The sequence below is a fragment of the Paenibacillus hebaui genome, from assembly GCF_051934385.1.
Classification (GTDB): domain Bacteria; phylum Bacillota; class Bacilli; order Paenibacillales; family Paenibacillaceae; genus Paenibacillus.
The window spans coordinates 5,909,244-5,923,525 of the sequence record NZ_CP196836.1; the positions used below are offsets into that span (position 1 = coordinate 5,909,244).

Here is a 14,282-nt window from a genome sequence, read left to right on the forward strand (position 1 = left end):
TTGAAAAAGATGAGCGAAAACGCACAAAGCACCATGTATGATGAAGTACTTGATGTGCTTGATAAACTTCGTCCGTTCCTGCAACGCGATGGCGGTGACGTGGAACTGGTCGACGTGGAGGACGGCATCATTAAGCTGAAACTGGTCGGTGCCTGCGGCAGTTGCCCAAGCTCCACCATTACCTTGAAAGCCGGGATTGAACGCGCCCTTCTCGAAGAAGTTGAGGGTGTACAAGAAGTTGTACAAGTATTCTAATCAATCCTTCACGAAATAAACCTCAAGAGCCTTTCGCTTCGCATGAAGCGGAGGGCTCTTTTTTTTTGCATATATGCAGGAATTATTTTTGCTCCACTCTACCCTGTAGTGTGTCATATCTCATCCCAAACATCTACACTTATGCATCCTCACGCTGTATAGTAGGCCGAATCGGATCAAGTCCTCCCGATACATCCATAATGTTGCCTGTTATAAAATCGGAATGATCCAGACACAGATAAGTAATCACTCGCGCAATATCTTCACCACTTCCAGGACGTCCTCTCGGCGTTTCCTCGTCGGTTATGCCTGCCATCTCATCAATCGTTTTCTCTTTGTTGGCACCGCGAATATCACCTGGACATACCATGTTAACCGTAATACCGTAAGGAGCTTCCTCCACAGCAAGTGTCTTTGTAAATGAAACCAGACCTACCTTGGCAGCAGCATATACCGCACGATGAGGCCATGACCTCGCTTCTCCCGCATGACTGAAGCCAAAATGAATAATCCGTCCCCACTGCTTGCGGCGCATCTCCGGCAACACCAACTGATCCAGCAGCATCGGTCCGAGCAGGTTGCCCTGCACGAGCATCTGAACCTCAGCTTCGGTGTAATCTGCAAATAAACGGCGTTCACGGACAAAAGGACCGGCGTTATTCACCAAGATATCGATGCTCCCCAGCTTGTCTTCCACCTGTGCAGCCAGACTAGTGATCTCTTTCGGCTTGGATATATCAGCCTGAATAGCAATACATCGCACACCCTTGGCTATGATCTGAGCCTCTAACGCCTCAGCTTCTGTTCTGCTGTGTACGTAGTTGAGCGCAATATGACACCCTTGATCTGCCAGAGTGAGGGCCGTCATTTTACCAAGACCTTTGGCACTTCCCGTTATGAGGGCAATCTTTCCCTTCACGTTCATCCCCCTCTTCAAAGACAGTCACTCATCCAGTATAAAAGATTTATCAGCCCCTCACAACTCACGAATCCCACCAAACTGTTTCGTATGCCAAAAAGTGTAAACTGACAACTACATCCTATTCGTTTATCCCTTTGATAAACGGAAACAACAGTGTTCTTTAAAGGGAATATAATACTATATATCCAAAAATACCTAGCCTACTTTTAGATACATATGTTACGTTCGATACGTTCTTACCTACTCAGAAAGGATATTGAAATGAAGAAAAGACACCTACGGTTTCCATTTATAATTCTACTCGTTATACTCGTCAGTTTGTTACCATCCCTATTCGCCGTACAGGTATTGGCAGCAAACGATACAGACAAATCCCCCTATGAGTATGACTGGATTGAAGGACCAGCAACTGTATCCCTGGATGATAAGGCAACCCTGCAAATCACCGAGGATCACACCTATCTGGATAAGGCTAACACCCAGCGTTCTATGCTGAACAGTGATGCGAAACCTAATGGGAATGAGATCGGAAGTCTATACAGCACCGGTCAATTCGGCTCATGGTATGTCGTGTTTGAGTACGTAAGGACAGGTCATATCGATGATAAAGACCAAAATCTTGATGCTGAAGAACTGTTAAGCAGCTACATCCGGGGCATCGAAGAAGAAAACAGAGATGCAGCAGATGTAGATAAAATGTACGTTACGGGGTGGGAAATTGAACCGACGTATGACAGTAATAAGCATCTTTTGATTTATTCTCTTGGTTTCAAGGATGCTTCTCAGCAAGCCATGGTCAATTACAATGTAAAGATCCTGACACGCGAAGGATACATCACTGCTATTCTTGTCACAGAGACGGCCAATTTCCAGCAGAGTCGCCTAGCATTTGAAGAAACGGTTCTTAATAACCTAAGCATCAATACGGGGTACACATACGAGGAGTATAATGCCTCAACTGACAAAACATCCACCGTGGGTCTCAAAAGCCTTCTTCTGGGCGGGATTGGTTACACGGCTGGTCTAAAATTCAGTCTTCTCCTTCTGCTTAAAAAAGGATGGGCCATAATCCTTGTTGTAGTTCCTGGTTTGCTAGGCTGGATCAGATACCAAATGAAAACGTCGAATACCGATGATGAAAAGCTGTCCCCTACTGAAAAGGCCTATCTACAAGATGCGGATGAGCAGCAGTATGCAGAACAGAATGAATTATCCTATTATCGCAAATCTGAACAGCAATCCGACGATGCCAAACCATGACATATGTTAAATTTCCGACTAACCTGTCCATATTAAAAAACATAAAATAAGCCGTATATCTCTGTAACAGAGATATACGGCTTATTTTGTACAAGATTCATATCATCTTAAGGAATTATTCAGTTGCAGGTTCAACTGCACCTTTATAACGTTCCTTGATGAATGTTTTAACCTCTTCGGAATGCAGGGCAGCCGCAAGTTTCTGGATTGCATCTGCATCTTTATTGTCCTCACGGGAAACGAGGATGTTCGCGTATGGATTACCTTGCAGGTCTTCAATCAGCAAAGCATCTTTTTCAGGATTAAGGTTGGCTTCCAGAGCGTAGTTGGCGTTGATAAATACCAGATCCGCTTCATCCAATTGACGAGGCATCATGGCTGCATCCAGCTCAATGATATCCAGATTTTTCGGATTCGCTGTAATGTCCTGAATGGTGGATGTGATATTCGTGTTGTCTTTCAGGGTGATAACGCCTTCCTTCGCAAGCAGCAACAGTGCACGTCCACCGTTGGATGGGTCATTCGGAATTGCTACTTTTGCACCGTCTTTCAATTCATCCAAAGACTTGATCTTTTTGGAGTATCCGCCAAAAGGTTCAACATGCACAGGAGTTACAGTAACGAGGTTAAATCCGCGTTCTTTATTTTCCGTATCCAGGTAAGGCTGATGTTGGAAGAAGTTTGCATCCAGTTTTTTGTCAGCGAGTTGCTGGTTCGGCTGTACATAATCATTAAACGTTACAACTTGCAAGCGAATGCCCTGGGCTTCAAGTTCAGGTTTAATACTCTCCAGAATCTCCGCATGTGGCGTAGGCGAAGCTCCTACTTTCAATTCTACGGTGCGAGGTGCGCCTCCAGCATTGTCCGCCCCGCTGTCGGAATCCTTGTTGTTTCCGCATGCAGCCAGTACTGCAATCAGCATAAGACTAAGTAGAGCAAAAGACCATTTTTTCATGTGTAAAACCCCTTCACTAATCATTTTTTTTGCAAGTTCCATCCTTTTTCAAGATTGAGGATTGAATTGGATGCCACCTGCTGTCTATGTGTTATTTCCTGGTGAACAATGTAACCAAGCGATCTCCAGCCATCTGCAGAATCTGCACCAATATGACCATAAATACAACGGAAATGATCATAATTTCATTCTGATAACGGAAGTATCCATAGTTGATTGCCAGTGTCCCCAGCCCTCCACCGCCAACCATCCCCGCCATCGCCGTATAAGAAACAAGCGTAACGATGGTGATCGTAATACCCGCAAGCAGACCAGGTAAAGCCTCAGGCAGCAACACCCGTCTTACAATCTGTCCGGTAGATGCTCCCATCGCCTGTGCTGCTTCAATGACACCCCGATCGACTTCACGCAGAGTCGTTTCAACTAATCGAGCGAAGTAAGGAGCTGCTGCAATAACGAGAGGCGGTATAACGCCCAGCACCCCTGTAGCCGTACCAACCAGTGAACGAGTGAACGGAATAAGGGCTACAATCAGTATGATAAACGGAATCGAACGCAGAATATTTACAATCAATGACAGAACAGAATACACCACGCGTGACTGCGTTGAGACGGATTTTGCTGTCATGAAAAGTAATACGCCAAGCGGCAAACCAATAATAATGGTGAACAAGCCAGAAGCGCCCAGGATTTGCAATGTCTCTATTGAAGCTGTACCAATCTCTTCCCAACGTACGGTTGAAAAATCCATGTTAACGAAGCACCTCCACATCAAGTCCCTGCGATATCAATTCAGTAACCGTAAGGTTAATCGCATTCGTATCACCCTCAAACCGAACCGTAAGCTGTCCGTAGGGAACTTGCTTGATCGTTGAAATGGTGCCTTGCAGGATGGCGAAATCTACACCCGTCTTACGTACCGTTCTAGACAAAATCGCCTCATACGTTTTATTGCCCAAAAACGATATTTTCACAAGTTTCGAAGAACCATCTGCTTGCAATTGAACATCTGAATTCGCCAGGGCGGTTTCTTCCAATGCAATTCCAGCTTCGTGGTCACGCAGCATGAAGTCACGTGTTATCGCATGCTGTGGCTTCAGGAATACGTCTGTGACAGGCCCCTGTTCCACAATGCCACCCTGATGAATGACAGCCACCTTGTCACAGATATTCTGGATTACGTGCATCTCATGTGTGATCAGAACAATCGTGAGGTTGTACTTTTCGTTAATGTCGAGCAACAATTTCAAGATCGAATTGGTCGTCTGCGGGTCAAGTGCTGAGGTAGCCTCATCACAGAGAAGTACATTCGGATCACTCGCAAGTGCTCTTGCAATTCCTACACGTTGCTTCTGTCCACCTGATAATTGGGCCGGATATTTATTGCTATGGTGCTCCAGACCAACCAGGGAGAGCATTTCCTTAACTTTGCGATCCATCGCTTCCTTGGGTGTATTCACGAGCTTTAACGGAAAAGCCACATTGTCATATACCGTTGCAGAGGATAGCAGATTAAAGTGTTGAAAAATCATACCGATCTTGCGTCTTTGCTGCTGCAATTCGGTCTTGTTGAGTGTGGTCAGATTGACACCATCGACCCATACTTCCCCCGCAGTGGGACGTTCCAGTAGATTAATGCAGCGGATCAACGTACTCTTACCTGCCCCGGAATGCCCGATTACCCCATATATTTCACCCTTACGGATGCTCAGATCCAGGTCGGATAACGCCGTTGTAGATTTTCCACCCTTGCCGTACGTCTTCGTTAAACCTTTTAATTCAATCAAAATGACTACTCCTTCCCAACGCCTACATGTATCTTTACCCGAAAGAAGGGAAAACTCCCCTTCGGCATATAAAAAAGAGCCCCTTTTGCAGAAACAAAAAGGGCTCTTCACGTGAAAGAAAATACCTTCTCATCTGCCAAAATCGTGTCTTGCACCATTTTGTAGGAATTAGCACCTAACATCTATAACGAATGACACAGCTGTCATCTAGTTATAAATCGGTTGCCGGGCTTCATCGGGCCTGTCCCTCCGCCGCTCTCGATAAGAAATATGATGTTGTAGAATTCTATAAGTTCATGTAGTTTATGCTTTATAATGTAAACGAACTTTTAAATATCAGTTATATTCGTGTAAAACTTGATTGAAACTCAGTATATTCCAAGTATTCCGACTTGTCAAAGGGAATTATTGCAATCTTTTACTGTGTTAATTTTTTCTTACCCTGCTTATGCCATATATTATTAATATAGCGGTAAGAAGTTGTTAACGTTTCACAAACCATATCCACACCCTGACGCATTTCCAGTAGATGCTGATCCAGATCCTCCAGTTTCACTTTCCCTTGCATGGTCTGGTGTAGCTGCCATAGATCATCCTGCATTTCGGAGTTCATGTAGTGAATCTCCATATTACGTCGTTTGCGCAGTTTGCTCATCGGTTCACGGTATGAGTCCTTGATTTGAATCAATTGCAGGGCAAGATTACGATGATCCCTGGCATAATCGAACTGTCTTAGCACGGTATAATAAGAAAAATGAGCTTTGGCATGAGATGTATTCAACTCAAATATTTCATTTAACACGGTTCCCAACTTATCCAGAATAGCAAAACAGCGGATGAATCCATCCTTGTAGAAATAGACGTAACGGGCATATTCCGCTTTTTCTGTTATCGTCATATCGTCTGTGGAGCCCGCGACGACTTTTTTGCGAAAATGGGATGCAGCAAAGCAGCTTTGCTCCAGTTCGTCCAGCGAGGATATGAGTCCCTGGGTCCACACATACAGTTTCCGGTAGTCATGAGTGGGATCATGATCCACATGCATCTGCCGCTGAAATAGCTCAAGCGTATCCGCCATTGCATTCATTGCTTCCTTCAGTAGTCCTTCGTTTGTACGCGGCTTTTCCCCCAGCAACGTTCGCAGCATATATAACCTCCTCTTTCCACCCTACAAAGTCATAATCTAATCATTCATCATATTAAACAAATTCGGAATTAGAGTAAACGTGCAATTGCTGCTTACAATAGGTTGCCCTGACATGCCTGACATCAAACAAAGTCCACCTGTCCAATGATCTACATCAATGGGGGTGGACTTTTCATTGGGTTATAGCTGGGCTATTGGAGTTCAAATAGGTTAGAAACGATTAACCGGGCGATGCAGCTTGTACACGAGGAAACTCATATACGTTAACACACCGAACAAAATGGCAATATCCAACATATGAGCCAGTGCTACAAACATATATACTTCCGGACGACTCATTGTAAACATCATACAGATACCAATAACCACTTGCAGTAGGATTAGAACAACGGATACCACGCCAAGGGTCTGCATTTCCTTGTTATCCGGATGTTTGCGATAGGCGAAGTGACCCAAAATGGCTATAACAATCACTAACGACGCAGCAGCTGCACGGTGAGCAAAAGCAACAGCTACCCCTCCCGAGAGCTCGGGGATAATCTGCCCGTTACAGAGCGGAAATCCAGAGCATCCTCCAGCAGAATTCGTATGACTCACAAAAGCGCCTGTGTATACCACAAGGTACGTATAGATCGTGGAGAACCAGACCAGATTCCTGAATTTTTTACTGACCCGAGGGTACTTATTCAGACGTTCCAATCCACCATCCCGAGCCTCCTGCCGTATGCCCAGCGCCATCATAAGCGAACTGGCAAAGGCGATCAGTGCAAAGCCGAAATGCAGTGCCATGACCGCGGAGGATTGGGAGAAGACGACGGCAAAAGCCCCCATAATTCCCTGGACAATAACAAATACTAGTGTTAAAAATGAAAACAATTGCAGGTCCCGGCGTGATTTTCCAAACCGCAGAAATGCAACAAAAGAGGCGATGGACAATAGCCCCGCCAGTGCGCTTACGGCGCGATGGGAATATTCAATAAGTGAGGCAACGGTATGTGCTGGCACAAGTTTCCCGTTACATAAAGGCCATTCCGTGCCGCAACCCAGACCCGATTCCGTTTTGGTTACGATGCCTCCGCCAAATGTGGCCAGAAACATGACAAGACAAGTTAATACGGTTAACCATTTAAACAAGGTTAAGTGCTTCAATGTTTTCTCACCTGCTGTTGGTTTAAGATGGCGAAGAACTATATTCTCCGCTTGATTCAGTACTTTGACACTTATTTCACAACTAAATTTATTATAACGGATAAATGTGTCATTGACGCCGCCCTTTGTGACAAAATGTTAACGTCTGACGAAATATTGACCCACAGGTCATTAATACATATGTACCCTATTTAGTTTCTCCCAAAATGACTGAACATACAAACGCCATTCCCCTGCTTCAAGAGAAATGGCGTGTTTGTAGTATACCCTTTTACAACATGAACATGTCATGCTTTTATATATTTCAGCTAAACATTTATTTATGAATCGTTTTATACACTTCAACTGCCCGATCCAGGAACTGCTCAATCTCTTCTCTCGACTTGCGCAGCTTGTTCACATATCGAACGAGTTCCCGTCCATCCGTATACGCTACAAAGCTTGGGATGCCCAGAATGTTCTGCTCTTCGCTAACCGTACCCACTTGATCCACATCTACCTCAATCAGTGTCATCTCACGAGAATACTTTTCTTCAACCTCAGGCATAAACGGATCGATGTACTTACAATCCCCACACCAATCTGCCTTGAATATGGCTACAGTTAAACGCGGAGATTGGATCGCTACATCAAATTCCGGTTTGGATGTAATCTGTTCCATTACAGCATCTTCCTTTCTATACCTTGTCTTATCCTAAGTGAAGCAAATTGCCGAGTGGAAGTCAAATATTCAGCACATACTTAGAATAAACAGCGTAAAAAATATGAAAATAAAACATACAGAACATTAAGAAAGGATGTCATGTTATGACTTCCGTTAAAACGGATTCATCCGATTCCCCCCATCATGGGTCCATATTTCAGATTGTTCGATCCATTCCCGGCGCGGCCCGTGAAGTGTGGCGGGGGAAACAGGCGGCTTGGCAAGCCTCCACACAGCTGCGTCACCCTTTGCGTGACATGGCTTGGGATTCCGATACAGCGGCAACCCTGCAATCTGAAATAGAGCGCTTATTGCCAGGGAGTGAAAACCCGTCTGTCCGAAATGCCCACAGCGCACTGGTATGTGAAGAGGATTGCATTATTCTGGAAGAGATCAAAACATTAACGCTGGAAAACAATCGGAGTAACATTACCCGTACAGCAGCTTATCTGGAATGTTACGAGCAATATCCCGAGCTGCATTGGGCTTTGCTTGCCCATATGGTATCCCGCAACGGCGGTTATCACATGACCGATCTTCAGAGTGATCTTATGCACAATTTGCAAAATCAAACGGATCGCGAGCATATGTATCGGTTGCTGGAGCGCTGCAATGCACTCATTTTCCAGGATGCATATCCCCAGCTTTTACTGTACATGCATAGTCGCCGGCTTGGCCGGAGCTGCTTCCATTTGCTGGACCATTTTCATGTATCGGTGTTTATGACTCCTTTCTGGGAGCGGTTTTGGCTGGAACGAAGCAGTTCTTTGCTAAGTGTGGCATTAATTATTAATGAGCAGAATTATATTGAGAGCCGGGTCGTGCAGCATCCTTATTTTCAAAAAGAAGTGCTGACCAAACCTGCATTCCATCTGCATAATCTGGCGGGCTTGAATCATATCGTGTTTCCTTTGGGACGTGGATCGGGACTCGCAGGGCGAGTGATTGAACATTTTGGCAAGCTGGATGAGCGGATCATGTTTGGCAAAGGTTTATATGCCATGTTGTTTGGCGTGGAGCAGGTGTACACACAAGTGCTGGAGTTCGCACAATCCGTCCCCCATCGTGGATCACGTGCTGAATATTGGCCAAGACTGTTCACAGCTAATGAGGATGAAGCCGGAGAACGTGCATTTTATAGTCAAGAGCTGTTAGATCAGGAATGGCTGCCGGAAGGTCAACGACTGTATAGTCCCGAGCTCCTTTCTGTGTGGGGCGATACGCCCTACGAACCGATTACAAGGCAGGATTGGCTACAAAATCGCGATTGCCTCGGCCATCTGACAGCACCACGCCGCCCCTGGCTGTTCGAGATGAGTCACGAACACCGGTACGGCATGCTGAAAACAGCACTGGCCCATGATGCCAAAGCCATCATCCATTAAAGTTACCAGATTGCGTGAAGGAATATTGCCCCGCTTCGTTTCGTAGAAATATTCGTTTGGACTTCTGTCCGTTAATTGCTGGCATAATAAAATGCATCTACTAGAATTTCATCAGATAAACAGCGGTTTATGCCAATGTCCATTCTAAGAGGTGCATTATACATGTAATCGACTTGATGAGTGTAATTCAAAAAAACAGTTGACTTGAATAACAAAAAGCCCTGTCCGCTTCAGCAGCAGACAGAGCTTGTACCGTGTTTTTACAGAATGATGAGGTTTGATTAAAACCTCACAGGGTTATCCTCTTTGCCCAGCTCCACGCTGAAGACGCATGAGTGGACGAAGTATTTTTTGCAGAATGCGGGGGTAGTTACCCAGCTCGTCCTTGCGTAACACACGCAGCACAACCATCAGGACCAGATACACCACAACAACAAGCGCACCAACAAACAAACAGGTGAGCAAGAAGGATACACGTGCTGGAAGGAATAAACTAAAGATCTGATTCCCCGTCCAGTTTGCTGCAAAACCGACACCTGCTGCAAGCAGCACGGTGATGATAAACCCTTTCCAGCGATCACCCATGATTGAGAAATCAACAATTTTTCTCAGCACTCGCAGATTCAAGTACGTAATAACCAGGAAACACAATGCGGTCGCGATAATGATGCCATAAATGCCAAACATCGGAGCCAGAATCAGACTCGCTACAAGTTTGACCACAATACCTGCTGCCACACTGATCATCGTAATTCGTGGTTTACCCACTCCGAGCAGAATGGAATTGGTGGTCATCATCGTAATCTGGAAAATGGTACCAAAAGTTAGCAATGTAATGATTGGTGTTCCATCCAGATCCGTAAACAACAATCCATTAACCGAATACGCCGCCGCACACAGTGCAATGACAATCGGCATGCCTGTCAGAATCGAAATGCGCAAAGCGAGTGTAACCTGATTCTTCAGATGCACTTCATCCTTGCGCACAAATGCTGCCGAAATGACGGGCACAAGCGATTGACTCAAAGCGATGGCCAGAATTGGCGGGATACCAGCAATACTTTGGGCCTTAGCACCGAGGATCGCAAGCACTCCTGTTGCTTCTTCAAGTCCGATCCGTCCGCTAAGCAGTGGAACCACAAGGGAAGAATCAATAAAGTTAATCGCTGGAACAGCGAGTGAAGACAATACGATTGGAATGGAGAGCTTAAAGATATCACTGTAGATGCCCCACATGGGCAACTGCTCAACACGCTCAGCATTCAATTGTGCAGCACGGTCATTTTTACGAAGCTTCAAGGTGAAGTACAGCATGACGCCAAAGGCACCAACACTTCCTAACACGCCACCAAATGATGCACCCGCAGCAATCGTTTGGTCATCGTAGTTCCATTGCAGCATGACATAAGCCACGATAATGGCTGTACCTACTCGGGCGAACTGTTCCACAATCTGTGAAATACCGCCTGCGGTCATGTTACCGCGTCCCTGGAAATATCCACGCATCATCGCAATGGCCGGGAAGAGCAGCAAGGCTGGGGCCAAGGCGCGAATGGCACTGACCGATTCCGGTACTTTGGAGACATACGTAGCATAATAAGGTGCTGCGAACCACAATAAAGCAGACATGACTACCCCGGCGACAGCCGCAAAGATCAGGGCTGCACGGTAGATCTGTTGTGCTTCACCCGCGCGTCCGAGTGCGTAGCGTTCCGACACCATTTTGCTAAGTGTACTCGGTATGCCCGCCGTTGCTACAGTTAACAGCATTAAATATACCGTATTGGAGATGGTAAACGATGCGTTACCGATATCCCCGAGGATATGCTCCAGCGGCACCCGTTGAACCAATCCGAGAACTCTCGCGATCAGCGCAGCTGCCGCCAGAATGAGCGTACCCTTAATGAATGTTTCTTTCTTAGACAAGCCAATTCCCCTTCTTTCCCCCACACGGACGTGCATTCAGTTGAATCCCAAACGTCTATGTGAATCTTACCACCCAGATAATAAACAGAACAATCATGACGATTTGCAAAATAATTTTCATTACGGTGCTTGTAAACAGCCCCACCACGGAACCAAATCCAACTTTGGACGCCTTGGAAGGTGAAGACCCTCCGATCAGTTCCCCGATAAAAGCACCGATAAACGGCCCCAGTACCAGTCCGAATGCCGGAATGACAAATGGGCCAATGATGACACCAATCGTACTCAGCGTTGTTGATAACTTGGAACCGCCGAACTTCTTCACGCCCCATGCGCTGACGACATAATCAGCCACGAACAGCACCACGACAATCAAAATCTGGATGATCCAGAACCACACACCGAACGGATCAAAGCTGAAGAACCATCCATAGACCAGAAACGCGAAGAAAATCGCTACAGCACCAGGCAGTATCGGATATACCGTTCCAGCCATCCCCACTGCAAACAGCAGCACAATTAAAATCCAGGCAACGGTTGCGAGCAAAGGTTACTCCCCCTTCAAAATATGTTCACGGATCACTTCGACGATGCCGTCTTCATTGTTACTCCCTACGATCAGGTCAGCCGCTTCCTTCACCTGCTCCTGGGCATTGCCCATAGCCACACCCAGACCTACCGCCTCAATCACGGCCAGATCATTCAGGCTGTCTCCGACAGCAACCACTTCGGACATCTCTATGCCTAACAGCTTGCATACTTCAGCTACCCCGCTTGCCTTGGATACACCACCAGGGTTAATCTCGATATTGACGGGTGAGGAATTGGTCATTTGCAGACCGCCCATGTTTTGCAGCTCCATCATGATCTGGTGACGGACTTCATCCACTTCGGTAGTAAAGCCAAATTTCAGCCATTCCCGGCCTTCAATATCATCTGTCCAGCGGTCACGGTTGAACAGCTCTTCCACGGAGTATGCCCAGTACCAGCTGTTATATTTCTCCCCAAGCTCCTGCAATTTGCGAATCATTGCCGGGTCCATCAGATGACGCATGTGCAGATCATGCGGGGCTTTCCAGACTTCACTGCCATTCACCGTAACCATTGGTGTTTCCAACCCAAGCTGTACCGCATAAGGCATGGCGTGGAATACAGCTCTTCCTGTGGAAAGGCACACATGTACACCCCGACGAATAGCGATCCGAATCCATTTGGCGGTCTCTTGTGTGATCTCATGATTATCATTAAGCAACGTTCCATCCATATCGAGTGCAAGCAATTTGTATTTAAGTTCACTCATGCTGTATTTCCTCCTCAGTTGTCTCTCTCCAAGCTGAACTCATGGATATACATATAGGCTCTACGTGGACAGAAAACCTTTCGAGTTGTTAGGTCCTCTCTGCCGTTCCCCATTGTATCTCCAGTTCAACTTAAATGTTCTTTTTATATACTTCAACATTCTCTCACAACAAGATCGCCCGGCATCCGCATATGCGGAAGCTCCGGACGTCACAGCTAACGATATTTTACCACAGATCGTCAACCTGCAACAAAGAACTCGCTCGCGGTTGAAACTTTCACACCATTTACAGTTGTTGTCTATTCCTAGTCATATACGCCCCCATACGACACAATCGGTGCCCGAACCCAGAACAAAATCACCCTAGCGGGTGAATAAAATTATCCGCATTTTTTTGTATGTATAATTTCCTAAACAAAAAAACGGTCACCCCTACAGGATGAACCGCTTTAGCTTAACCATTGTCACTCTGCCTATTTCCCAGCCTAGTCCGCAGCCAAGATTAATGCAATCATTCCCTGTCTTCTCCTCTGTCTGCCTTGGAAGCTGCAAACAAGGATTGGGACATCAAATCCATTGTTTGTTTGTATACGGTATGAGCTGCCTTAACATCACCAAGGAACCCGCCCATATACAGGTGGATTACACCATGCAGCGATGCCCATATGGTGCTGACAAGAGTCCCTGTCTCTTCCTGGTTCGAAATCTGTCCTTGCTGCTGGGCGGTGCTAATTAGAATCAGCAAACGGTGTATGGCGGTCATCGTTCCCTGCATACTCTCTGCATCTGGCTTGAACTCAGCAAAAGCCCCTCCGAACATCAGCTTGTAGTAGCTGCTATAATCCTGCGCGAACTGCCAGAAGGCTTCACCCAAATCCAGCAAATGCTGCAAGAGGTCAGAGGAGGGCGGCACTTCTTCAAAACTTCGAGCCAGCAATTTGCAGCCCTCCAGATACAGCTGCTGGGCCAGACCTTCTTTATTGACAAACAAACTGTAAATGATCTTGGTGGAGCAGCCCATCCTTTGCGATACTCTGCGTACAGTGACGGCCTCTGGCCCTTCTTCCTGTAAAATGGCTGCAGCCGCATCAACCACAAGCTTACGGAGATTTTCCGTATTTTGCAGACGGGCTTCCTGATATGTTTTTAATGCCCGCTCCGTGGATGGTGAGGGCTTGTCTTCGTTACTAATAAGGATCACCTTCATTCGGTTATCATGTTACTGACCAGCAACGGAGTTGCCGGCTTCTAACAGGCATTCTAACCATTTGCAAAAAGGTTGTCAATGAAACCATCACGCTGAAAAAAAGGTTTGACACACGTGTATCCTTTTAGTTACTATGATTCTAATAGGAAACAGTGTTACCTAAAATGATTTCATGCCCACATTTGAAGTTTTTTTCGGAAGTTCGGTAACACGGTTTCCGATTAAAAACATTGTGTTTGATGAAAAAAAATCTGCAACCACGTAGACAAAGTTTGCGCCTGGTTGG

General features: G+C 46.0%; 14 protein-coding genes and 1 riboswitch. Of the genes, 3 read left to right on the forward strand and 11 right to left on the reverse strand.

The window, feature by feature from the left end; genetic code table 11:
- Positions 1-9: 9 nt before the first annotated feature.
- Positions 10-255, forward strand: coding sequence for a NifU family protein (locus tag ACR32F_RS26790; RefSeq protein ID WP_440112474.1), 246 nt, complete (start codon positions 10-12; stop codon positions 253-255).
- A gap of 139 nt (positions 256-394) precedes the next feature.
- Here the strand turns inward: ACR32F_RS26790 and ACR32F_RS26795 are convergent, their stop codons facing one another.
- A complete protein-coding gene (locus ACR32F_RS26795) occupies positions 395-1,174 on the reverse strand; it encodes an SDR family oxidoreductase (RefSeq protein WP_440112476.1) in 780 nt (259 codons plus the stop codon).
- Between the two features lie 264 nt (positions 1,175-1,438).
- Here ACR32F_RS26795 and ACR32F_RS26800 point away from each other — a divergent pair, with 264 nt between their 5' ends.
- Complete coding sequence (locus tag ACR32F_RS26800; RefSeq protein ID WP_440112478.1) at positions 1,439-2,437, forward strand: DUF2167 domain-containing protein; 999 nt, start codon at positions 1,439-1,441, stop codon at positions 2,435-2,437.
- Positions 2,438-2,552: 115 nt separating this feature from the next.
- Here ACR32F_RS26800 and ACR32F_RS26805 read toward each other — a convergent pair whose 3' ends face one another.
- The 6 genes from ACR32F_RS26805 to ACR32F_RS26830 form a co-directional block, all read right to left on the reverse strand.
- A complete protein-coding gene (locus ACR32F_RS26805; RefSeq protein WP_440112480.1) occupies positions 2,553-3,392 on the reverse strand; it encodes a MetQ/NlpA family ABC transporter substrate-binding protein in 840 nt (279 codons plus the stop codon).
- A gap of 91 nt (positions 3,393-3,483) precedes the next feature.
- On the reverse strand, positions 3,484-4,143 hold the full coding sequence (locus ACR32F_RS26810) for a methionine ABC transporter permease (RefSeq protein ID WP_440112482.1): 660 nt from the start codon (positions 4,141-4,143) through the stop codon (positions 3,484-3,486).
- A 1-nt stretch (position 4,144) separates the two neighbouring features.
- Positions 4,145-5,179 (reverse strand): methionine ABC transporter ATP-binding protein, encoded by a 1,035-nt coding sequence (locus ACR32F_RS26815; protein ID WP_440112484.1) that lies wholly within the window; start codon positions 5,177-5,179, stop codon positions 4,145-4,147.
- A gap of 126 nt (positions 5,180-5,305) precedes the next feature.
- Positions 5,306-5,447, reverse strand: a riboswitch (SAM riboswitch).
- 150 nt (positions 5,448-5,597) lie between these two features.
- Positions 5,598-6,326 (reverse strand): Cthe_2314 family HEPN domain-containing protein, encoded by a 729-nt coding sequence (locus ACR32F_RS26820; RefSeq protein ID WP_440112486.1) that lies wholly within the window; start codon positions 6,324-6,326, stop codon positions 5,598-5,600.
- Positions 6,327-6,536: 210 nt separating this feature from the next.
- Positions 6,537-7,475, reverse strand: a complete 939-nt coding sequence (locus tag ACR32F_RS26825; protein WP_440112488.1) for a COX15/CtaA family protein — start codon at positions 7,473-7,475, stop codon at positions 6,537-6,539.
- Positions 7,476-7,791: 316 nt separating this feature from the next.
- Positions 7,792-8,136 carry a thioredoxin family protein gene (locus ACR32F_RS26830; protein ID WP_440112490.1) on the reverse strand — a complete coding sequence of 115 codons (345 nt, stop codon included), beginning with the start codon at positions 8,134-8,136 and terminating at the stop codon, positions 7,792-7,794.
- Between the two features lie 146 nt (positions 8,137-8,282).
- On the opposite strand from ACR32F_RS26830, the gene ACR32F_RS26835 reads away from it, so the two are divergent.
- Positions 8,283-9,563, forward strand: a complete 1,281-nt coding sequence (locus ACR32F_RS26835) for a DUF2515 family protein (protein ID WP_440112491.1) — start codon at positions 8,283-8,285, stop codon at positions 9,561-9,563.
- Positions 9,564-9,860: 297 nt separating this feature from the next.
- Here the strand turns inward: ACR32F_RS26835 and ACR32F_RS26840 are convergent, their stop codons facing one another.
- The 4 genes from ACR32F_RS26840 to ACR32F_RS26855 form a co-directional block, all read right to left on the reverse strand.
- Positions 9,861-11,489, reverse strand: coding sequence for a putative polysaccharide biosynthesis protein (locus tag ACR32F_RS26840; RefSeq protein ID WP_440112493.1), 1,629 nt, complete (start codon positions 11,487-11,489; stop codon positions 9,861-9,863).
- A 55-nt stretch (positions 11,490-11,544) separates the two neighbouring features.
- Entirely contained in the window at positions 11,545-11,985 is a 441-nt protein-coding gene (locus tag ACR32F_RS26845; protein WP_440120027.1) for a DUF456 domain-containing protein, read from the reverse strand.
- Positions 11,986-12,039: 54 nt separating this feature from the next.
- Positions 12,040-12,789: a Cof-type HAD-IIB family hydrolase gene (locus ACR32F_RS26850; protein WP_440112495.1), complete on the reverse strand. Its 750-nt coding sequence runs from the start codon at positions 12,787-12,789 to the stop codon at positions 12,040-12,042.
- A gap of 511 nt (positions 12,790-13,300) precedes the next feature.
- Positions 13,301-13,996, reverse strand: coding sequence for a TetR/AcrR family transcriptional regulator (locus ACR32F_RS26855; protein WP_440112497.1), 696 nt, complete (start codon positions 13,994-13,996; stop codon positions 13,301-13,303).
- Positions 13,997-14,282: the final 286 nt, after the last annotated feature.

Excerpts from the sequence above, each read along its gene's own strand:
- ACR32F_RS26810 (WP_440112482.1), bottom strand. The coding sequence starts at position 4,143 with ATGGATTTTTCAACCGTACGTTGGGAAGAGATTGGTACAGCTTCAATA.
- ACR32F_RS26800 (WP_440112478.1), top strand. The coding sequence starts at position 1,439 with ATGAAGAAAAGACACCTACGGTTTCCATTTATAATTCTACTCGTTATA.
- ACR32F_RS26845 (WP_440120027.1), bottom strand. The coding sequence starts at position 11,985 with ATGGCTGGAACGGTATATCCGATACTGCCTGGTGCTGTAGCGATTTTC.
- ACR32F_RS26850 (WP_440112495.1), bottom strand. The coding sequence starts at position 12,789 with ATGAGTGAACTTAAATACAAATTGCTTGCACTCGATATGGATGGAACG.
- ACR32F_RS26820 (WP_440112486.1), bottom strand. The coding sequence starts at position 6,326 with ATGCTGCGAACGTTGCTGGGGGAAAAGCCGCGTACAAACGAAGGACTA.
- ACR32F_RS26805 (WP_440112480.1), bottom strand. The coding sequence starts at position 3,392 with ATGAAAAAATGGTCTTTTGCTCTACTTAGTCTTATGCTGATTGCAGTA.
- ACR32F_RS26830 (WP_440112490.1), bottom strand. The coding sequence starts at position 8,136 with ATGGAACAGATTACATCCAAACCGGAATTTGATGTAGCGATCCAATCT.
- ACR32F_RS26790 (WP_440112474.1), top strand. The coding sequence starts at position 10 with ATGAGCGAAAACGCACAAAGCACCATGTATGATGAAGTACTTGATGTG.
- ACR32F_RS26835 (WP_440112491.1), top strand. The coding sequence starts at position 8,283 with ATGACTTCCGTTAAAACGGATTCATCCGATTCCCCCCATCATGGGTCC.
- ACR32F_RS26855 (WP_440112497.1), bottom strand. The coding sequence starts at position 13,996 with ATGAAGGTGATCCTTATTAGTAACGAAGACAAGCCCTCACCATCCACG.